A 20,182-nucleotide genomic window follows, 5' to 3' on the forward strand; every position below is an offset into this window, starting at 1 on the left:
TAAATGAAAGGACATTAAAATAAACCTGTCTCACAAAAAAGAGTTTTTATACTATAATGGTAAAAACCTACGCCACTATACTGCTTCTGCTTTCAAAAAATGGAGATTAAAAAGCCAAATTAAAATAGTATATTGGCAAGTGATCTGGAAAAAATAAGATGTGCCAATTCAAGAAAATATATTATTCTCAGATAATTCAAAAAAAACGGTGCATAGCCAAAGCTATGAAACTTTTTTTTTGAGGAGAATGAGGACAATAGATACACTTTAATGGCTCAAATTATTTATGAAAGATCACTAAGTTACAATACCTAAATAAAACACTATTGTGTTTGGTTGATTTTAATTAATACAGGTTTTGTATATGAAACATTGATTTTCAAGTGTTTAACTAAGTGTTTTTTGGCAGATAAATTGCCTGTATTTACAGTATAATGTACTATAAATACCAAAAACAGTATCAAAATTACATAAAAAACCCATATTTCAGCATATTTTTAGGCAAATTAACGATCAATATCAATAAAAATACGTTAATTTGCACCGATTTTGTGGGTTTGTCCAGATGTGTAACAAAAATATACCACATTGAAAGTAAAAAAAACATTGTCTAATTGGCTTACTACCCGATATAAGTTAATTATAAGAAACGAAGAAAGTTTAGAGGAGAAAAAACAAATCCCTTATACCTACTCCATTGTTATATTTATTGCTACGCTATTTTCCGGATTGGTCTTTACTTTAGGCTTTTTCACCTCTCAAAAATTTTTCAGTGAAAGTACCTTGACTACTGATAATGGGGCTGAGTTTGTGCGAAGTGTAAAAACTTTGAATCAAAAGATCGATTCAATATCAAGCCAGGTACAAGGACGGGAATTTTTTATCAAAAACTTTAGAAATGTGGTAGGAGGGAAGGTAAAGTACTTTAATAATGAAGACAGCGCCAAATCAAAAATACCTGTCATTCGCAAAGTTTCTGACTCAATCAATCCAGATTATATAGATCCTAACGATAAGTTATTGCGCGAAGAATTTGAGGGAAGTTCAGGAAACCCGCTCATGGGTGGGCAAGGAATCAAAAGCCTGAAGTCGCTCTATTTGTTTGCTCCCTTAAAAGGAGTAATCTCTAAAAAATATAATCCTCGTCAACAAAATTACGGGGTGGATATTGTGTCTACGCACGGCAGTACTGTGTCTTCTATTGCAGATGGCACAATTATTATGACTTCTTGGACAAGTGATAAAGGGTATGTTGTAGCAATACAACACCAATCTAATCTCATTTCGGTGTATACGCATTGTGCTACTTTGTTTCAGAACAAAAGAGTAGGAAGTTTTTTGAAAGCAGGAGAAGCAGTAGCTCTTTTAGGTAAAAATTCAAAAAATAAGCCGTTTTTGCATTTTGAATTATGGTACAAAGGTACGCCAGTTAACCCCGAAGCATTTGTTTCATTTTAAATTAAATCCCAAAAAAACATGTTCATGGCTGTATTTGGAAATAACACTAGCAAAGAAACCAAAAAAGATATCACAGAACTTAGCAATGCAGAAACCCGCATTGGTAAAGGAGCTGTTTTAGATGGTAATATCGAGACTTACGGACCAGTACGCTTAGACGGTAAGATTGTCGGTAATATTAAAAGTAAATCAAGAGTTGTACTTGGAGAAACTTCTGGTTTACAAGGAAGTATTTTAGCCCAAAATGCTGAGATTTCAGGTGAAGTAAAAGGCTTGGTTGAGATCGCAGACTTATTGACCCTTAAATCTACAGCAGTGATTAATGGTGATATTGTTTGTAACAAATTGATTGTTGAAGCAGGAGCTGTATTTAATGGAAGCTGCAAAATGGGCAACATGGTAAAAGAAATAAAAATAAACGATAGTACTAAGAAACCTTCTCATGACCAAAAACAAAAACAGGTCGTCTAACGATTACGTTCGTTATTCAGCACTTGCTTTTGAAATGTTTGCCTTAATTTTGGCGGCAGTTTTAGGAGGTAGGTGGTTAGATGAATACTGGGGGCTAGAAAACCCTATCATGACACTCATCTTATCACTTACTTCTGTAATTGTCGCTATTTTTCTTTTAATTCGAACCCTTACATCTCGTTAAAGATGCAGCAACATTTACGACAGATTGGCATCCCTTCATTAATTATTGCAATTTTTATTATTGCTGATACATTTATTAAACAAATTAATTTATTTCATTTTACCAAGTGGGGCTTATGGGGATTTTTTATTGCTATAGCCTTGGTAACCTCGCTTGTAACAAGCTACGGGCTAAAAAAAGATGAAAAAGCATTCCATGTATACTACTTTTTATCAATGGGTATAAGGCTATTTTTGAGTGTTATATTTGTATTTGTTTGTATTATTCTCAGAATGGAAGGCATTTACTCGTTTGTAATAACCTTCTTTGTTTTTTATTTCTTGTACTTTGTTTTTGAAATTTATTTCCTGTTGGGTAATTTGCGCGCAAAATCTGAATGATCGGATTAAATATATACGAAAAACGAGACTATCATAGATAATAAAATGCTTAAAAAAACGCTACTATTGGTTGGACTTCTTTGTCTTTTTCAATTTGCACAAGCCAAAGGAGGAGGAGATGACAAGTTTGAAGCAAAAGACTTCAGTGAACTCATCACTCACCACATTGCCGATTCGCATGGTTGGGAGTTTTTCAAAGGCTTTACCATCCCGTTGCCTGTAATCTTATACACCGACAAAGGTCTTGATATTTTCATGTCTTCTGCCATTCCTCACGGAGATGGAAAACATGAGGACATCAAAAAAGAAGGGCACAAAGAAGGAGCGAAAGCTCATCATGGAGCCATAACCTTTGAACATGGAGGCAACAAATATGTATATGCTCATGGACATTTTGCCTTGGCAAATGGAGGGCACGTAATGGATTTTTCTATTACCAAAAACGTAGCTTCTTTGTTTGTAAGTGTAGCCTTATTGTTTTTCGTGTTTTTTAGTGTTTCTAAAGGATATAAAAAACGAGCGGGTAAGGCTCCAAGAGGCATCCAATCATTTTTTGAGCCTATCATCATTTTTGTGAGAGATGATATAGCCAAAGAAAACATTGGACCTAAGTATGAAAGGTTTACTCCTTATCTTCTTACCGTATTTTTCTTTATCTGGTTTAACAACATGTTGGGGTTATTGCCTGGTGCAGCCAACCTTACCGGAAACATTGCCGTAACTTTGGTGCTTTCTGTAATTACTTTTGTAATTACAACGCTGAGTGCTAACAAAAACTACTGGGCACACATATTTACCCCTCCTGTACCCAAACTACTTTACATTATCTTGGTTCCTATTGAAATTATAGGAATGTTCACCAAGCCATTCTCTCTAATGATCCGATTGTTTGCTAACATTACAGCAGGTCACATTATTATGTTGAGTTTGTTTGGTTTGATCTTTATTTTCCAAAGTCTTGCTGTAGGAGTAGTAAGTACTGCTTTTGCAACCTTTATGAACTTTCTGGAGCTACTGGTAGCATTTATTCAAGCGTATGTGTTTACCTTGCTTTCTGCCTCTTATTTCTCAACAGCAGTAGAGGAGCATCATCATGATGAAGCACACGCACACGCTCACTAAAAATATTACGTGACACAGCAAATTGGTAAATCGGTTTGTGGTGACACTGTTAAACGCATTAATTATGCATGAGTGGTTAGCACTCTTGTTAATTAATATTTTCTTTTTATTCATTATTACATAAGTTCAATATTATGTTAGCTCAATTATTATCTATTATTTCATCTATCTTCATGATGGATATGGGATCTGGTATGGCAATTATGGGTGCTGGTATCGGAGCCGGACTTGTAGCGTTAGGCGCAGGTGTTGGTATCGGACGTATTGGTGGTGGTGCTGTTGAAGGTATCGCTCGCAACCCAAGTGCTTCTGGAGACATTCAACGTAACATGATTATTGCAGCTGCCTTGATTGAAGGTGTTGCTCTTTTTGGTGTTGTAATCTGTTTGTTGATTTCTTTCAAAGGATAATTTACAAAATAAACCTACTTGTTGACACTAGGTCAACGAGTGGGTTTTATTTAATTCTACACAATTGAGTAAGCTTATTGAGCTTTTATAAAAAGTGCATTTAATTAAGCTATTTTGCTATTTACATAAGTCTATTACTAAAACTTTTATATAAAAATGAATTTAGTTACGCCCGACATTGGTCTGATATTCTGGCAAGGGATTACCTTCCTGGTAGTACTTTTCATTTTAAGCCGATATGCCTGGAAGCCTATTATGAAGGCTTTGAGAGATCGTGAAGATTCTATCCAAAATGCATTGGATGAAGCCGCGACTGCCCGCAAAGAGGTAGACGAGCTTAAAAAGTCTCAAGCCAATATGGAAGAGGCCGCCCGCATAGAAAAAGACAGAATACTTAAGGAAGCAAAACTAATTGCTGACAAAAACCTGGAAGAAGCAACTACCAAAGCATCTAAGATCATTGGTGATGCTGAAGAAGCAGCAAAGCAGGCTATTGATAAAGAAAGACAAGCTGCCATAGCTGATATCAAAAGTCAAATCAGTACACTTTCGGTACAAGTAGCTGAAACGTTACTAAAACGTGAATTGTCAGATAGTAATAAACAAGAAAACTTAATGCAGGAATTGATTAACGACCTAAAGGTTAACTAATTCACGCATTGTATTTCTTTGATTTTCTATTCAATTTTTTAGGCGAAACTATCAAAATTATTAATAATGGTGTCTGATAACAGAATTGCACAACGATATGCCAAGGCTGTCATGGATTTGGCCATCGAGAGAGGTACGTTGGATCAAGTGGACAAAGACATGGAGCTTTTCCAGACAGTGAATGAAGAAAACCGACAGTTTTTTGCCGTCATGCACAATCCTATTATTCGTGCACATAAAAAATTGTCAATATTGAAGGCTATCTTTGAAGGTAAGGTATCAGATGTAATGATACTTCTTTTTGAGATTCTTGCCCGTCGTAGCCGCGAAGAAGTATTGTATTCTATTAGTGTTGCATTTCGCGAGCAGTTCAATATTTATAAAAATATTCAAGAAGTATACGTCACTAGTACGGTGACACTTCCTGATCCTTTGAAAGAAGAGTTGAGGGCGGCATTGTCGCAAAAAACTGGCAAGACAATTAAGATTGAAGAGGAAATCGATGAAAGCTTAATTGGAGGTATGGTCATTCGCATTAGCGATACTCAATTAGATAACTCTATCAAAAGTCAACTACAAAAAATAAAACAAGATTTTCGTTCTTAACAGGCGATTTTAAATATACTAATTATGGCTCAAATTAGACCCGATGAAGTTTCTGCTATTCTAAGAGAACAGCTTTCTAACTTTCAAACCGAGGCCGAACTAGAAGAAGTAGGTACCGTATTGCAGATTGGTGACGGTGTTGCCCGTGTGTATGGACTATCTAAAGTTCAGGCGGGAGAATTAGTAGTGTTTGCTAACGGACTACGTGGATTGGTATTGAACCTTGAAGAAGATAACGTTGGGGTTGTATTGTTTGGTGATTCTTCTGATATTAAAGAAGGCGACACTGTAAAACGTACCAAAGAGATTGCATCTATTAAAGTAGGTGAAGGAATTGTTGGTCGTGTAGTAAATACACTTGCTAATCCTATTGATGATAGAGAGCGACCTATCGAAGGCGAGCTTTATGATATGCCCTTGGAACGAAAAGCCCCTGGTGTTATTTATCGTCAGCCTGTAGATGAACCTCTACAAACTGGTATCAAAGCGATTGACTCGATGATTCCTATTGGTCGTGGTCAGCGTGAATTGATCATTGGTGACCGTCAAACTGGTAAAACTGCCGTAGCGATTGACACCATTATCAACCAAAAAGAATTTTATGACAGGGGAGAACCTGTTTACTGTATTTATGTTGCCATTGGGCAAAAAGCAAGTACTGTAGCACAAGTAGTAAAATCATTGACCGATGCTGGTGCAATGAGCTATACTACTGTAGTTTCTGCTTCTGCTTCTGACCCTGCACCTATGCAGTTTTTTGCTCCGTTTACTGGTGCTGCTATTGGTGAGTACTTCCGCGATACTGGCCGCCCTGCGTTGGTAATCTATGATGACTTGTCGAAGCAAGCAGTAGCATACCGTGAAGTATCTCTACTTTTACGTCGTCCTCCAGGGCGTGAAGCTTATCCTGGTGATGTGTTTTACTTGCACAGCCGTTTGTTAGAGCGTGCCGCTAAAATCAGTGAATCTGATGACATTGCACAACAAATGAATGATGTGCCTCCGTCTTTGAAAGGCAAGGTAAAAGGTGGTGGTTCTTTGACTGCACTTCCTATCATTGAAACGCAGGCAGGTGACGTTTCTGCTTATATTCCTACCAATGTAATTTCTATTACTGACGGTCAGATATTCCTTGAAACCAACTTGTTTAACTCTGGTATTCGTCCTGCCATTAACGTAGGTATCTCGGTATCTCGTGTGGGTGGTGCAGCTCAGATCAAAACAATGAAAAAAGTAGCGGGTACTTTGAAGTTAGACCAGGCGCAATTCCGTGAACTGGAAGCGTTTGCTAAGTTTGGTTCTGATTTGGATGCAGCAACTCAGCTGACAATTGAAAAAGGACGTAAAAACCTGGAAGTATTGAAACAAGGTCAGTACTCTCCAGTGAGAGTAGAAGAGCAAGTAGCAATTATTTATGCTTCTACTAATGGTTTGTTGAACGATGTGCCTACTAATAAGGTAAAAGAGTTTGAAAAAGAATATCTTCAGTCATTGCAGTTGAACCATAAAGAAATGATGGCAACTTTGGGTAACAAGAAAACCAAACCTAAGGGAGACGATTGGAAAAAAATTACCGATACTCTTGAAGAAACTGCCAAAATGATTGCTAAAAGATATAAATAATTGATTAACAACCGCTTACTGCAGTTTGCAGCAAGCGGCTTGTTTATTCTATGAACCTCTGAAAAGACAATGGCAAACTTAAAAGAAATCAGAACCAGAATAAGTACGGTAAAGTCTACCCAGCAGATTACCAAGGCAATGAAGATGGTAGCTGCGGCAAAACTTCGCCGGGCGCAGGACGCGATTGAAGGAATGAGACCTTATGCTTCTATGCTTAAGGGAATCATTGATAATCTGTCCAGAAATATGAGCAGCGAAGACCTTACAAGTGAGTTCATGGAAGATCGCTCACCAGAGAAAGTATTGATCATTGCCATTACTTCTGATCGTGGTCTTTGTGGAGCTTTTAACAATAATATTATTAAAGCTGCAGTAGCTTTGGCTGAAGATAAATATGCTGACCAGTTGGCTAAAGGCAACCTTACTTTTTTAACTATTGGTAAAAAAGCAAGTGAAGGTTTGGCTCGTCGTGAGTACAAAACCATTTTTCCTCAAAAGAGAAATGCTCAAGGCGAACTGGAAAGAGTAGAAGTATTTCAAAACCTAAACTTTGCCAATATCAAAGATACTGCAGAGGTTGTTTTGGAACAGTTTAAATCTGGCGAAATAGACAGAGTAGAGATCATATACAACGAATTTATCAATGTAATTACCCAAGCGGTTCGTTGTAAGCAGTTTTTACCTATTTCGGCTGACAGTATAGAGGATTCTTCTGAGATCAAGGAAAAAAACAGCGATTCGGTAGATTACCTGTTTGAACCTTCGGAAGAAGAAATTATGGAAGAGTTGATTCCTAAAAGCCTTAAGATTCAGTTGTATAGCAGTATTTTGGATTCAAACGCTGCTGAGCATGGCGCTCGTATGGCAGCGATGGATCAGGCAACAGAAAACGCCGAAGAATTGGTGAAAGAGTTGAAACTTACTTATAACAAGTCTCGTCAGGCGGCCATTACCAAAGAAATCCTAGAGATTGTAGGTGGTGCCGAAGCATTGAACGCATAATACGAGTATTGTTTATTAAATATTTATACCTGACAGGTTGTAGCAACTTGCCAGGTATTTTTTTGTTCTTTAAGTACTTACTAAGGTTTTATAAATTGTTAAAAAATCAACGTGATAGAAAAAATGTAGTTACCTGTGAACCGAATCTATTTCTAAATCCCGATTCATTGCATTGGCGTCAACTTAACTTTTCAAGTGAAGGCTTTAAATATCTGATAAACAATGCTTTCAGTTAAAAATAAGTGCCTTTTAGAACTACTTGATCTCAATGCGTTAGGAACACACGTGGGATGCGTGCGCCAGTCGTGCATACTATGAATTTGTTAGCTACCTGTGAACTGAAGCTGTTTTTAAACCCGATTCATTGGGGCAGCTTGTTGTGATGAGGTCAATGTAGAGTGCATAACTTGGAGCCCCGATATTCATCGGCATCCAAGGATTTGCAACTTTTGCTTAAAGCTTGTCTCTATTACTTCACCAACCCTTGGTAATTTGCCTGAAAATCGCGGAAATATTGCAGTAGTTTTTGCAAATTGATTTCCAGGTCGGTAATATCTTGCACTTTCAGTTGGTCTTCCATTGTTTCAGACAATTCGGCTACTTGTACTATGCCTAAAGTACCTGCCGAACCCTTGATGGTGTGCAAATGTTTACGTACCTGTTCGTAGTCACTTTGCTGAAAAGCCTCCATGGCATCAGTGAGTAGTTGGTCGGTTTCATTTTCAAAATCTTGCAGCGACTCTATGACCAAATCGTTTCCACCATATTTTTTGAGTTGTCCCAGCACCGACATATCCAAAATCATGGGTTGCACATCTACTTCTGTATCAGCAGGTTTTAGCGTAATCGTTTCACTTTCATGTAGTTGAGTAGCCGAATGTTGAGGTACATTACTTTTACCCAAAATATACTCTTGCACTTTTTGGATCAATGTCTGGGCTTTGACTGGTTTAGACACATAGTCATCCAGACCTTCTTCCATAAAACGTTCTCGATCTTCTTTCATCGAGTAGGCAGTCATGGCAACGATAGGAGGGAGTTGTTCAATGCCCAAACCCTTAATTGCGCGTGTAGTTTCTACCCCATCCATACCAGGCATTTGAATATCCATAAAAATGAGGTCGTAGCTGTGTGCCTGTACCTTATCTAATGCCTGATAACCACTTTCGGCAAGCGAAATAATACACCCAGCGTTATTTAGAATCTCACTGGCCACCTTACGGTTCACGATGTTGTCATCAACAATAAGAATTCGTGGGCGGTAATCGCCAAAATGATCTTTAGACGAAAAATCCCAATCATCCATCAAATACCCTTCAGGTTTTTCATCGGTAGGTTGTGCCTCAAACGTAAACCAAAAAGTACTACCATGTCCAATCTCCGAAATCACCCCAATGTCTCCATTCATTAGGCGACAAAGTTCTTTAGAAATGGCAAGCCCTAAGCCAGTGCCAGAGTAAGACTTAGACGAAGAGTTGTCGAGTTGGGTAAATGTACTAAACAATCGATTTTGATCTTCGGGCGATATACCCAAGCCGCTATCAGCTACCTCTACCAATAAGTGTACAGACAGTTCGCCCTTAGAAGCAAGCGTAAACTTGATGGCTACTTGCCCGTCTTCGGTAAATTTAATAGCGTTCGACATCAGGTTAGATATAATCTGAATTAAACGGGTTTCGTCTGCCTCCAAAAAATAAGGGATTTTAGGGTCTACCTGATAACTCAAAAAATTGTTTTTGGCTTTGGCTTGTTGCAAAAATAAGGTGTAAACCTTTTCTACCATAAAGCGGATGTCCATTGGCTTCGGGTGTAGCGCCATTTTACCCGCTTCTAGTTTCGACAAGTCCAAAATATCGTTGAGAATATTGAGCAAGGTCTCTGACGACTTTTTGATAGTGTACATATATTCTTGCTGCTTGTTTTCCAGTGGAGTATCCATCATAAGGTCAATCATTCCTATAATTCCGTTCATAGGCGTGCGTATCTCGTGGCTCATATTGGCAAGAAAACGTTCTTTTACTTTGAGCGATTTCTCGGCAATTTCTTTAGCCCTGATCACCTCTTGCTCTACCAATTTCTTTTGGGTAATGTCGTGCGATATTGCCGAAACCTCTTCTATCCGCCCATCTTCTAACCTTATAGGGTTTAAGTACACTTCGCGCCACCAGGTTTCACCATCTTGAGTGTCCGATTCTATCTCAAAATATTGCGTTTCCCCTTTGAACGCATTCTCATACATTTTTTGCCAAACCTTATAGTTATTGGTTTTACGTAACTTGGCACTCAATTGGATCAACCCCCGATTGAGAGTAGGCGATACTCCATACTGGCGCTGCAGGGTTTCGGCGTAGTTGTGGTTAAACGAAGTAAGTTTCCAGTTACGGTTAATAGACCACATCACGTGTGAGCTACTCTCAAAAATAGCCTGAAGCTGGGCAGTTTTGCTACTCAACTTGGCTTCATTACGCTTTCGCTGAATTGCCAGTGCAATTTGCCCCGACACAAAGTCGAGTAACTCAAGGTCTTTGATGGTATAAATATTACGATCGCGGTACGATTTGACCGAAATTAGCCCTATTACCTCATTTTCAAACTTGAGTGGTACCCCAATCCATATTTTAGGAGCAGGACCCGATAAAATCAAGCCTTCAGCCTCAGCCAATGCCTGTATTTCTTCTTCGTAAAGAAACAAAGCTTTTTTAGACTCCACCACATACTCAGCCAGTCCTTTATCGGTTTTGTTTTGGCGTATTTCTAATCCTCCGCTGGCGAAAGCCTCATCTACATAATAGTGATAACTCATTTGGCGGTGGTCAGAGTCATACAGTTTGATATAAAAGTTTTTGGCTTGAATCACATTGCCCAGTTCCCGGTGAATGCTTTGATAAAACTGATTCATATTTTTACTGCGTACCGTCAGGTTGGCAATACTGTAGTACAGAGTCTGGGCTTTTTCGGCGCGTATCTTATCTGTGGTATCGTGTAATATGCCTCGCATTGCTGTAGGCTTACCATCTTCGAAACGACAAGTAACACTGCCTTCTAAATACAAATTACCCCCTTCTTTGTGCGACAAGATGGTGATGAAATTATATACCGTTTCGCCTTGTATGATGCTTTTGACTGTACTAAGGGTAGATTTTTTGGTGTCTTGATGGAGCAAATCAAGAATATTCATCTTTTTAAGCTCCTTATTGGTATACCCGGTTTTTTTCTTGAAAGTCTTGTTTACAAACAAAAACTTACCCCGCATAGAGCAAATAAAAATTAAGTCGTTAGAATTGTCAAACAAGTCCTGCAGTGCTTCATTACTTTGTTTGAGTGCTTTCATTACTTTGCGGTTTTCAGTAATGTCTTTGCCTACCTTGGTCAAGCCACCCAGTTCTCCTTTTTCATTGTTCAATATTACCGAGTTAAACTGAATATAGCGCACATCACCAGTTTTAGTAAGAATGGTACGCTCTGAGGTTTCCCAAAAACCCCCGTTTTGCAGGGTCTTATCAAACTCATTCCACCGTTCGGGGCGCTCGCTTTCCTGTACAAACAGGTCAAAGTAATTTTTGCCTACAATCTCCTCTTTAGTATACCCCGTTACTTTTTGCCAGTAGTTGTTGCACATAGTAACTGTACCATCAGTGGTTACACTAATCCCCATCAGGTTTACCCCTTCCAATGCTTCCTGAAACCGAGTCTTAGTCTCCTTGATCAGCTGGATGCGTTTGGCTTCTTCTTCTGCCATTTTTTGTTCTGTAATATCTACCGCTGACGCTATATATCCCCTGAAGTGGTTGCGTGCGTCGAGGTAAGGCACCCCCTTTTCTACAATCCAGCGGTATTGTCCGGTGTGGCGGAGCAAACGATATACTACCTCATATTTTTTTTGTTTTTCAAACGACTTCAACAAATGATTTTTTACCCCCTCATAGTCAGTGGGGTGCACATTTTTTAGCCAACCTTCATTGATTTCTTCTTCTACAGTTTTGCCTGTAAACTCAAGCCATTGTTTGCTGAAAAAATAAAACTGGTGTTGGGGGTTCGACATACGCAACAACACTGGGGCGTGGTTGGCAATGGTGCGAAACTGAGACTCACTTTCGCTGATAATTTTTTGAGAAATTTGTGATTGATACAACGCTTTGCCAAAAGCCACTACTACCTCTTGTTGAGATAAATACATCATTTTTTTGAGCACCAATTCACGCAAAATCAATTGGTTGTGGCGGTTTAAGACCTGTAAGTCTACTTTACCCGTACCTTGTTCCCAAGCGTCTTGAATGCCCTGTTGAATCGCCTGAAAATCGTATTGGTAACGATCACAAAACGCCTTGACACTTTTATTTACAATATCTTCGCGCTGGCATTGGTGGGTATGCAGGGTAGTTTCGTTTACGTCAATAATCATCCCGTCGTCATCACAAATAAAAATGCTGTCAATAGTTGAGTTAAACATTTCTTTGTAAAAACTATGGTTGGCCGATGGGGTACCATTGCGCTTGAGTTGGTCAAGTTCCTGACGAAGTTGTGCAATTTCCTGCATCAAATCTTCGGTGACTGGTTTATTCTCTTGATTCATCAGAGTTTGGGGGTATAGAGACACACAAACAGAACTCGTCTTGTTTGGGCAAAAAGCATTACAATGCTGTGTACCCGGTAAAATTCAAGATAAGTTCACAGAAAAAATACGGCGAATTGATTGCCTTCTATTCTTTAATCTTTGATATTACAGTAGCCCATAGCGTTGGTAGGTGTAAGTTTGAAGTGTCCACAGGGGCAAGTTTCAAGCGACAAGTCGCAAGCTACACCCTGTTTAACTGCATTGAGCAAACTGCTGTAGATTCGGTTCATAGGCAACTAATAAAATCATAGTAAACTTATTTTCAATGGGTTATGAATTTGTTAGTTTGATGCTTACCCTTGTCAGGGACTTTTAATTAACAAAATTATAAATGCTTAAAAATAAGTAAGTTATCAACTTGTTAGTTGCTAATGAAACAAGGACTAACTCGAAGCTGGTTGCTTAAAGCTTGAACCTGTCATTGCTATGGACTTTTGATATTACTCAAATATAGTTAAATCATTACAAAATAAGCTACAATTGACCAATCTCAACAAATACTTGCTGGTAGTGGTAGGGCCTACGGCAGTGGGTAAAACAACCTTGTGTATTCGTTTGGCGCAACATTTCGACACTGAGATAGTGTCTGCCGACTCCCGACAGTTTTACCGTGAAATGGCTATAGGAACCGCCAAGCCTACCTCCGAAGAATTGGCGCAAGCTCCTCATCACCTGATCGATTCTCAGTCTATTATGGATGACTATAATGTGGGAGACTATGAGAAAGATGCATTGGTTTGCCTAGAGGACATTTTTGCCCGTAAACAAGTAGCCATCCTTACGGGTGGGTCGGGCTTGTATATACAGGCGGTGTGCGATGGAATAGACGAAATGCCTGAAGTAGCTCCCGAAATTCGTGCCCAGTTGATGGGGAGGCTCCAGCAAGAAGGGCTTGAGCCTTTATTGCAGCAATTGGAGCAACTAGATCCGGTGTATTACCAACAGGTAGACCAAGCCAACCCTCATAGGGTAGTACGTGCTCTGGAGGTGTGCTTGAGTACAGGGCAACCTTATTCTTCGTTTCGTAAAAAAAATAAAGTACAGCGACCTTTTAATATTTTAAAAATAGGGTTGGAGCGTGACCGGGAAGAGTTGTACGAGCGCATTAATTTGCGCATGGACTTGATGCTGGAGCAAGGACTGTTAGAGGAGGTAAAAGCTTTGTACCCTTACAAAAACCACAATGCACTGCAAACAGTGGGGTATAAAGAGATATTTGACTATATGGACAACAAGCACGATTGGGACGAGGCAGTACGTTTGCTTAAGCGCAACAGTCGTCGATATGCGAAGCGACAAATGACTTGGTTTAGGCGAGACGAAGAAATCCATTGGTTTTCGCCCCAAAAAGTTGATACAATCATAGATTGGGTAGATCGACGAATGAGTGATTGACAAACAAATAGGGTGCTAAGAATGTTAAACAGGTGATATTTTACTTGCAAATATGAGAATAATATGCGCATACTACTTTATACTGGAAAAGGTGGGGTAGGCAAAACTACCATAGCCGCCGCCACTGCCGTAAAAACCGCCGAAATGGGGTATAAAACCTTGGTAATCTCTACCGATCCGGCGCACAGCCTGTCCGATGCCCTAGACGTAAAGCTACAGCCTGAGCCTACCCTTATTCAAGAAAACCTCTATGGGCAGGAGTTAGATGTATATTATTCTATGAAAAAGTACTGGGGACAAATGCGCGAGATGTTGTTGGCCATTTTTAAGCTACAAGGGGTAAACCGGGTAGTGGCAGAAGAAATGTCAGCGTTGCCCGGTATGGAAGAAGCCTCTGCTTTTTTGTGGATAGACAAGTATTATGAAGAAAAGGCCTTCGATGTGGTAATTATTGACAGTGCGCCTACTGGCGAAACCCTTACTTTACTTACCATTCCACAAGTGAGCCAGTGGTGGTTGAGCAAAGCATTTCCTTTTCAGAAATATGCCATCAAAGCAGTGGGGTCTATGGTACGGGGAGTTACGGGTATTCCTATAGACAAAGGGTATGAAGAACTGGATGAGCTTTTTAATAAGTTGCAAAAGGTGCAAAAACTCATGAGCAACCCCGAAATATGCTCTATTCGCTTGGTGGTAAACCCGGAGCGAATGGTGATCAAAGAAGCTAAACGTGCTTATACTTACTTGCAAATGTATGGGTATCCGGTAGACTCAGTGGTGATTAACCGCATCTTTCCAGAAATGGATGCCGACTCGGTTTTCCATAAATACATTCAGAGCCAAAAGAAGTACTTACAAACTATAGAAGAAAGTTTTGATCCGCTGCCTATTGCACAGGTAAAACATTTGGGGGAAGAAGTTTTTGGAATCGATTTGCTCAAAACCATCGCTACCTTGCTTTACCCCGACAGCGATCCTTCAAAGCCTTTGTACAACGAGTCCCCTTTTCAAATCATTGAAAATGGCAGTCGTTATTTGTTAAAAATCCACTTGCCTTTTGTAGAAGAAGGGAGTGAAGACCTCCGTGTAACCAGCGTAGGGCAAGAGTTGGTTATACAATTGGGCAACCAAAGACGCAATTTTTTCGTGCCTAACTTCCTGAGCTTTTATACTATGGAAAAACACACCATCAACGAAGGTTGGCTAGTGGTTTTCTACAAAAAGAAAGGGGTATAATACACGTCAGTACCATTGTATAGCATCACTATAACTTTTGACTGGCTTACAAGAAATCACTATCTTGAACTTTATAACACTGACAAAAACATAAATTGATATTATAGATGTCTATGAATCCTTTTTTAGAGAAATTTGATACACCTTTTGAAACGGTACCTTTTGATAAAATCAAAACGGAGCATTTTAAACCTGCCATAGAAGCCGCAATGACAGAAGGTAAAGCAGAAGTAAAAGCCATTACTGACAATGCAGAGGCTCCTACTTTTGTCAATACCGTAGAAGCCCTGGAGCGTGCCGGGTCTAAAGTAAATATTGTAGCAGGAGTATTGTCGAACCTCAATAGTGCCGAAACCAGCCCAGAGATTCAGGAGTTGGCAAAAGATATTTTTCCAATGATTACCGAGTACGGCAACGACATCTTGTTGGATGAAGCTTTATTTGCTCGAATCAAAGCGGTATACGAACAAAAAGAAGCCTTGAGTCTATCGGCAGAGCAAACTACTTTGTTAGACAAAACTTATAAGAGTTTTGTGCGTAATGGAGCAAATTTAAATGATACAGATAAGCAAAAGTTAAGGGAAATAGATGTAGCGTTGTCGAAGCTTTCGGTGCAGTTTGGGCAAAACGTATTGGCAGATACCAATGCGTATACTATGCATTTAACTGATGAGGCAGATCTTGAAGGTTTACCAGACCAAGTGCGTGAGGCGGCCGCAATGACGGCAAAGCAAATGGAAAAAGAAGGGTGGGTGTTTACTTTACAATACCCAAGTTATGTGCCCTTTATGACCTATGCCAGCAAGCGTGAATTGCGAGAAAAACTTGCCAAGGCTTACGCCAAAAGAGGGTGTCAAGGCAACGACAACGATAACCAAAAAATAGTAAAAGACTTTGCGCGCCTGCGTTATGAAAGAGCCAACCTATTGGGGTATGCTACCCACGCCGATTTTGTGCTGGAGCAACGCATGGCAAGTACCCCCAAGGTGGTAGAAAACTTCTTGAACGACTTGCTCAAGCATGCCAAACCCGCAGCTGACAAAGAGATGCAAGAATTGGTGTCTTATGCCAAAAAACTGGATGGTATAGAGGAAATGCAGCGTTGGGATTATGCCTATTACTCTGAGAAACTCAAGAAAGAGAAGTTTAATATTGACGACGAAATGCTCAAGCCTTATTTTGAGTTGGATAAGGTGATTGAGGGTATTTTTGCAGTAGCAAAAAAACTATATGGGCTCAACTTTAAAGCCAATGCCGATATTCCGGTGTATCACCCAGAGGTAAAGGCGTATGAGGTAGAAGATGAGGAGGGGCGCCATGTATCTGTGTTTTATGCTGATTTTTTTCCAAGAGAAGGCAAACGCAATGGTGCTTGGATGACCAGCTTTAGAGGGCAAAAAGTAGTCAATGAGGAAGAGCAGCGCCCTCATGTGTCTATTGTATGCAACTTTACCAAACCCACCGAAACTCGCCCATCTTTGCTTACTTTCAACGAGGTACTGACCTTTTTCCATGAGTTTGGGCATGCTTTGCATGGGATGTTGGCAAGTGGTAATTATGAAAGCCTGAGTGGTACCCATGTATACTGGGACTTTGTGGAACTACCTTCGCAGATTATGGAAAACTGGGTGTTTGAAAAAGAAACTCTGGACATTTTTGCCCAACATTACAAAACCGGGGAAAGTATTCCTGCTGACCTGATTCAACGCATCAAAGACAGTGCAAACTACATGCAAGGATACCAAACCGTTCGCCAGATTAGTTTTGGCAGGTTAGATATGGCATGGCATGCTCAAGATCCTCGCAATGTTGGTGATATTGCAACATTTGAGCGTGAGGTAGGGGAGGAGACGCGTTTGTTTCCCGAAAGCAAAGAAAACAATAGCATGAGCTGTGGTTTTAGTCATATTTTTGCCGGAGGCTATTCGGCAGGCTACTATAGTTACAAATGGGCAGAGGTATTAGACGCTGATGCTTATGAGTATTTTCAGGAAAACGGGATTTTTGATTCCAAAACTGCCCAATCTTTCAAAGACAACATTTTAGCAAAAGGAGGCAGCGAGCACCCTATGGTGTTGTACAAACGCTTTAGAGGCAAAGAGCCTTCACCAGAAGCTTTGTTGCGTCGTGCCGGTTTGATCGAAAGTAAGTAACTAAAAGTAATGAAGTTTTAAGGGGCTGTCTCATAATTCAAGCATTACCAAATTTCTTTTTTTAAGAAAAAACGGTTTTAAAAACCTGGCAGGTAGGGGTTAATATTCAAAATAATATTTTAGTTGAAGTTATTATGAGACAGTCCTTTTTTAGTTTTAGGAATGGTGAAAAAATAAATTACCGATTTTGAGGTAGGGATTTTATTCTGAGAGGAGGCACTTTTTGCAGGCGTAACCATAGCTACGGCTAAAAAAAGTAATGAAGTATCAGGGTGAAAGAGCACCTCCACCCGAACTTGATTCGGGGGTTATTTTTTTTCCGTTCCTTAATAGCGTAAACAATCACAAATGCCTGTTCACTATACACCCGAAGAAGTGCTTAATCTTGTAAAACTCATTTGCAATGGGCAACCAGAAAATGAAGCACTTGCCGAGCAAATTATTCAAGGCAGAGGATTGCCCAAGGCGCTTGAGTACTTTATGCAAATAGAGAGCGATGCCCTTCGAAAAAAAGCCATGTGTGTTCGGTATGGGTTGGTAGAAGCTTTTCCTCATTTACGTGAATGGAATTTTAACCCTTATCTAAAACACTATAACCTACCCTTAAGAGAGAGTTTTATTGGTTTACAGCATTTTGAGAGCCTTGAGCGCCTCATGATCAACCAATACCGTAATGAGGTATTGACACTGCCTCCCGAAATAGGTTTATTGACCCAGCTTACGGCACTGGCTGTACTTACCTCACAATTGTTTGAGCTACCCCAAGAAATAGGGCAGCTGCGCAACCTCATCGAAATATCTATTACTTATTGTCGTTTGACTGAATTGCCCCCACAAATAGCCCAATGGCAAAAACTCAAATCGCTGAACCTGAAGTACAATAAATTGCATCGCCTACCTCCAGAAGTAAGTGAACTTGGGTTGTTGCAAAGGGTGAGTTTGTTTCATAACCAATTGCAGGGCTTGCCGGATGGTTTTGAAAAGTTAAAAAAAATTGAAAAATTGTATTTAGGAGGCAATCAGTTCAAGGTTTTCCCCAAACAGGTGTTGGCGCTAACAAATTTAACCGAGCTTAATTTATACGATAATCAACTGAGCGAAATACCAGCAGAGATTGTGCAGTTAACCAAACTTCAGTATTTGTATTTGCACAGCAATCAGTTAACTAGTTTACCTAAAATAATCCAGCGAATGCCTAGCTTAAAAGCAATTCATTTGAAGAACAACCCCATAGCACCCCTTCATCAAGAGAAACTCACCAGACAGTTTGCTGGTATCATATTAAAGTTTTGACCAGGTTACTTACTGAGCTTCGAGTCGTGAAAAGCGGCACGTTTCCACACGTTTTTTTCTTTGACCCACATCTGTGTTACACGGATGATAGATTTAAATTTTTTAGCTCGAAAAACACCACTGGAAGTGATTAGGCCATTGGCAATGGCACTATTGCCATATACCTTCACTGTGAGTTCGGTCATTTGGTAAGTATGCACCTTTAGTTGTCCTGATTTGAGTTGGGTGTGTCGTTTTTTGATGTAATTGAGCCATCCTTTTTTGTCAATCAAGGCACTGCCACTGTTTGAGTGAATGTACTCTTCAGTAAGGTGTTGGTCTAAAAAAATTACATCAGCAGTTAAAAATGCTTGATTAAACGCTTCAATGGCTTGGGTTACTTCTTGGATGGCTTGGGTAGAGCGTTGCGCATGTAGCGGCAAGGTGTACAAAAATGTGGCAATGATCAAACCCGTAATTGACTTAAAACTATTCATAGAAGCAGTAGTTTAAATTTCTATCATTGTAGAGGGAGAAAACAATTTTTTTACTTTCACTTTTTCAGCCCCCGAAAAATGGTTTCCTACCAACCATACCCGTCGTAGTTTTTTTAATTGACCAATTTCGGGGGGCAAGGTTGTCAAACGATTATAGCTCAGGTGTAGCACCTCAAGGTTGGTCATGAGACCTATCAAAGGAGTAACGGTTTCTATCTTGTTATGCTCTAATCGCAATTCGCGCAAATATTCTAGTTGGCATATACATTCAGGAAACTCACTGAAAAAATTATCATTGAGGTACAAACGTTTTAAGTATTTAAGGTTACTGATCTCGTCTGGCAAGGTACTTAATTGATTGAGCTCAAGAAATAGAAAATTTAAATTAGTAAGCCCACCCACCGCAGCAGGCACCTCCTCAATGTCGAGGTTATCAAGCGAAAGCTCCCGATTATGAATCCAATCCTGTAGTTGGTCGGCACTAGCAGTTTGTTGCTGGAGGCAAAACATCCAACCTGTATTCAATAACCGCAAGGCAGTATTGCCCACAATAGAAGAGTTAAGGTTAAACTCAAAGTGTAGTTCAGACAAAAAATCAGAAAGCTTTGACTCATTGTCCAAATGGTACTCCAGGTCAAAGTTATAACTGAGGGCATACACATCGGAGCTTGAAGCCAGACTGTTTTCAACAATTAATCTGGACTGTTCAGTCACAAAATCGTCAGGAAAAAAAAGTGAGATAGCAAAAAGGTAAGAAAGGATATCAATGGAAAGATTAGAGGTGTTTTCGGAGAGTTGAAACGCACCAATGATATTGCTTTTGTCCAGTGTTTCGAGTAATTCAAGTATGGTCTGAAAGTGCTCTTCAGACGAGTTGTCCAGATGTTGATTATTAGCCATGGCAAAAGCCCTAAAAAGTAGTAAATCTCAATATTAGTTGAATAAGCATACATTGACATGACTTGTTTTAGCTTATTCTTAAAAGTTAATATACAAAAACCCTACTATATTCTAAAGTTTTCATTTTTATCAAGGAGATTTATGACAAAGTAGTCATAATATAAGTGTTATGTTTAACCTTAAAATAGTGCTACTTATCGAAATATC

17 protein-coding genes are annotated in these 20,182 nt (G+C 39.5%); 13 read left to right on the forward strand and 4 right to left on the reverse strand.

Features of this window, described 5'->3' with window-relative positions:
• Nucleotides 1-588: 588 nt before the first annotated feature.
• The 9 genes from M23134_RS12925 to atpG all read left to right on the forward strand — a co-directional run bounded on the left by M23134_RS12925 (nucleotide 589) and on the right by atpG (nucleotide 7,907).
• Entirely contained in the window at nucleotides 589-1,458 is an 870-nt protein-coding gene (locus M23134_RS12925) for a murein hydrolase activator EnvC family protein (protein ID WP_002696722.1), read from the forward strand.
• 24 nt (nucleotides 1,459-1,482) lie between these two features.
• The gene (locus M23134_RS12930) at nucleotides 1,483-1,929 is read left to right on the forward strand and encodes a bactofilin family protein (RefSeq protein WP_002696724.1); all 447 of its coding nucleotides are present in this window, start codon (nucleotides 1,483-1,485) and stop codon (nucleotides 1,927-1,929) included.
• Nucleotides 1,901-2,113: an AtpZ/AtpI family protein gene (locus tag M23134_RS42720; RefSeq protein ID WP_002696725.1), complete on the forward strand. Its 213-nt coding sequence runs from the start codon at nucleotides 1,901-1,903 to the stop codon at nucleotides 2,111-2,113. The genes M23134_RS12930 and M23134_RS42720 overlap by 29 nt, the downstream gene beginning before the upstream one ends.
• 425 nt (nucleotides 2,114-2,538) lie before the next feature.
• A complete protein-coding gene (gene atpB, locus M23134_RS12945; protein WP_002696727.1) occupies nucleotides 2,539-3,615 on the forward strand; it encodes a F0F1 ATP synthase subunit A in 1,077 nt (358 codons plus the stop codon).
• Nucleotides 3,616-3,749: 134 nt separating this feature from the next.
• Entirely contained in the window at nucleotides 3,750-4,025 is a 276-nt protein-coding gene (gene atpE, locus M23134_RS12950) for an ATP synthase F0 subunit C (protein WP_045113507.1), read from the forward strand.
• A gap of 156 nt (nucleotides 4,026-4,181) precedes the next feature.
• Nucleotides 4,182-4,676, forward strand: coding sequence for a F0F1 ATP synthase subunit B (gene atpF / locus M23134_RS12955; protein WP_002696729.1), 495 nt, complete (start codon nucleotides 4,182-4,184; stop codon nucleotides 4,674-4,676).
• A gap of 66 nt (nucleotides 4,677-4,742) precedes the next feature.
• Nucleotides 4,743-5,282, forward strand: coding sequence for an ATP synthase F1 subunit delta (gene atpH, locus M23134_RS12960; RefSeq protein ID WP_002696731.1), 540 nt, complete (start codon nucleotides 4,743-4,745; stop codon nucleotides 5,280-5,282).
• 24 nt (nucleotides 5,283-5,306) lie between these two features.
• Complete coding sequence (atpA, locus tag M23134_RS12965; protein WP_002696733.1) at nucleotides 5,307-6,905, forward strand: F0F1 ATP synthase subunit alpha; 1,599 nt, start codon at nucleotides 5,307-5,309, stop codon at nucleotides 6,903-6,905.
• Between the two features lie 69 nt (nucleotides 6,906-6,974).
• A complete protein-coding gene (atpG, locus tag M23134_RS12970; RefSeq protein ID WP_002696735.1) occupies nucleotides 6,975-7,907 on the forward strand; it encodes an ATP synthase F1 subunit gamma in 933 nt (310 codons plus the stop codon).
• A gap of 469 nt (nucleotides 7,908-8,376) precedes the next feature.
• Here atpG and M23134_RS12975 read toward each other — a convergent pair whose 3' ends face one another.
• On the reverse strand, nucleotides 8,377-12,480 hold the full coding sequence (locus M23134_RS12975; RefSeq protein ID WP_002696737.1) for a PAS domain S-box protein: 4,104 nt from the start codon (nucleotides 12,478-12,480) through the stop codon (nucleotides 8,377-8,379).
• A gap of 134 nt (nucleotides 12,481-12,614) precedes the next feature.
• The gene (locus M23134_RS41125) at nucleotides 12,615-12,752 is read right to left on the reverse strand and encodes a hypothetical protein (protein ID WP_002696740.1); all 138 of its coding nucleotides are present in this window, start codon (nucleotides 12,750-12,752) and stop codon (nucleotides 12,615-12,617) included.
• Between the two features lie 250 nt (nucleotides 12,753-13,002).
• Between M23134_RS41125 and miaA the strand changes: the two genes are divergently transcribed.
• The 4 genes from miaA to M23134_RS13000 all read left to right on the forward strand — a co-directional run bounded on the left by miaA (nucleotide 13,003) and on the right by M23134_RS13000 (nucleotide 18,599).
• Nucleotides 13,003-13,917, forward strand: a complete 915-nt coding sequence (gene miaA, locus M23134_RS12985; protein WP_002696742.1) for a tRNA (adenosine(37)-N6)-dimethylallyltransferase MiaA — start codon at nucleotides 13,003-13,005, stop codon at nucleotides 13,915-13,917.
• A 63-nt stretch (nucleotides 13,918-13,980) separates the two neighbouring features.
• A complete protein-coding gene (locus tag M23134_RS12990) occupies nucleotides 13,981-15,153 on the forward strand; it encodes an ArsA family ATPase (protein WP_002696744.1) in 1,173 nt (390 codons plus the stop codon).
• 113 nt (nucleotides 15,154-15,266) lie between these two features.
• Nucleotides 15,267-17,306: a M3 family metallopeptidase gene (locus M23134_RS12995; RefSeq protein WP_045113509.1), complete on the forward strand. Its 2,040-nt coding sequence runs from the start codon at nucleotides 15,267-15,269 to the stop codon at nucleotides 17,304-17,306.
• Nucleotides 17,307-17,654: 348 nt separating this feature from the next.
• Complete coding sequence (locus tag M23134_RS13000) at nucleotides 17,655-18,599, forward strand: leucine-rich repeat domain-containing protein (RefSeq protein WP_002696749.1); 945 nt, start codon at nucleotides 17,655-17,657, stop codon at nucleotides 18,597-18,599.
• A gap of 5 nt (nucleotides 18,600-18,604) precedes the next feature.
• Here M23134_RS13000 and M23134_RS13005 read toward each other — a convergent pair whose 3' ends face one another.
• Both M23134_RS13005 and M23134_RS38050 read right to left on the reverse strand, forming a co-directional pair.
• Nucleotides 18,605-19,075, reverse strand: coding sequence for a nuclear transport factor 2 family protein (locus M23134_RS13005; protein ID WP_002696751.1), 471 nt, complete (start codon nucleotides 19,073-19,075; stop codon nucleotides 18,605-18,607).
• Nucleotides 19,076-19,087: 12 nt separating this feature from the next.
• Nucleotides 19,088-19,975 carry a leucine-rich repeat domain-containing protein gene (locus tag M23134_RS38050; RefSeq protein ID WP_002696754.1) on the reverse strand — a complete coding sequence of 296 codons (888 nt, stop codon included), beginning with the start codon at nucleotides 19,973-19,975 and terminating at the stop codon, nucleotides 19,088-19,090.
• Nucleotides 19,976-20,182: the final 207 nt, after the last annotated feature.

The organism is Microscilla marina ATCC 23134, assembly GCF_000169175.1.
GTDB lineage: Bacteria > Bacteroidota > Bacteroidia > Cytophagales > Microscillaceae > Microscilla > Microscilla marina.

Coding starts and splice junctions, on each gene's coding strand:
- M23134_RS38050 (WP_002696754.1), bottom strand. CDS start 19,975: ATGGCTAATAATCAACATCTGGACAACTCGTCTGAAGAGCACTTTCAG.
- M23134_RS12995 (WP_045113509.1), top strand. CDS start 15,267: ATGAATCCTTTTTTAGAGAAATTTGATACACCTTTTGAAACGGTACCT.
- M23134_RS12930 (WP_002696724.1), top strand. CDS start 1,483: ATGGCTGTATTTGGAAATAACACTAGCAAAGAAACCAAAAAAGATATC.
- M23134_RS13000 (WP_002696749.1), top strand. CDS start 17,655: ATGCCTGTTCACTATACACCCGAAGAAGTGCTTAATCTTGTAAAACTC.
- M23134_RS12990 (WP_002696744.1), top strand. CDS start 13,981: ATGCGCATACTACTTTATACTGGAAAAGGTGGGGTAGGCAAAACTACC.
- atpA (WP_002696733.1), top strand. CDS start 5,307: ATGGCTCAAATTAGACCCGATGAAGTTTCTGCTATTCTAAGAGAACAG.
- atpB (WP_002696727.1), top strand. CDS start 2,539: ATGCTTAAAAAAACGCTACTATTGGTTGGACTTCTTTGTCTTTTTCAA.
- M23134_RS41125 (WP_002696740.1), bottom strand. CDS start 12,752: ATGAACCGAATCTACAGCAGTTTGCTCAATGCAGTTAAACAGGGTGTA.
- atpG (WP_002696735.1), top strand. CDS start 6,975: ATGGCAAACTTAAAAGAAATCAGAACCAGAATAAGTACGGTAAAGTCT.
- M23134_RS42720 (WP_002696725.1), top strand. CDS start 1,901: ATGACCAAAAACAAAAACAGGTCGTCTAACGATTACGTTCGTTATTCA.
- atpH (WP_002696731.1), top strand. CDS start 4,743: ATGGTGTCTGATAACAGAATTGCACAACGATATGCCAAGGCTGTCATG.
- atpF (WP_002696729.1), top strand. CDS start 4,182: ATGAATTTAGTTACGCCCGACATTGGTCTGATATTCTGGCAAGGGATT.
- M23134_RS13005 (WP_002696751.1), bottom strand. CDS start 19,075: ATGAATAGTTTTAAGTCAATTACGGGTTTGATCATTGCCACATTTTTG.
- M23134_RS12975 (WP_002696737.1), bottom strand. CDS start 12,480: ATGAATCAAGAGAATAAACCAGTCACCGAAGATTTGATGCAGGAAATT.
- atpE (WP_045113507.1), top strand. CDS start 3,750: ATGTTAGCTCAATTATTATCTATTATTTCATCTATCTTCATGATGGAT.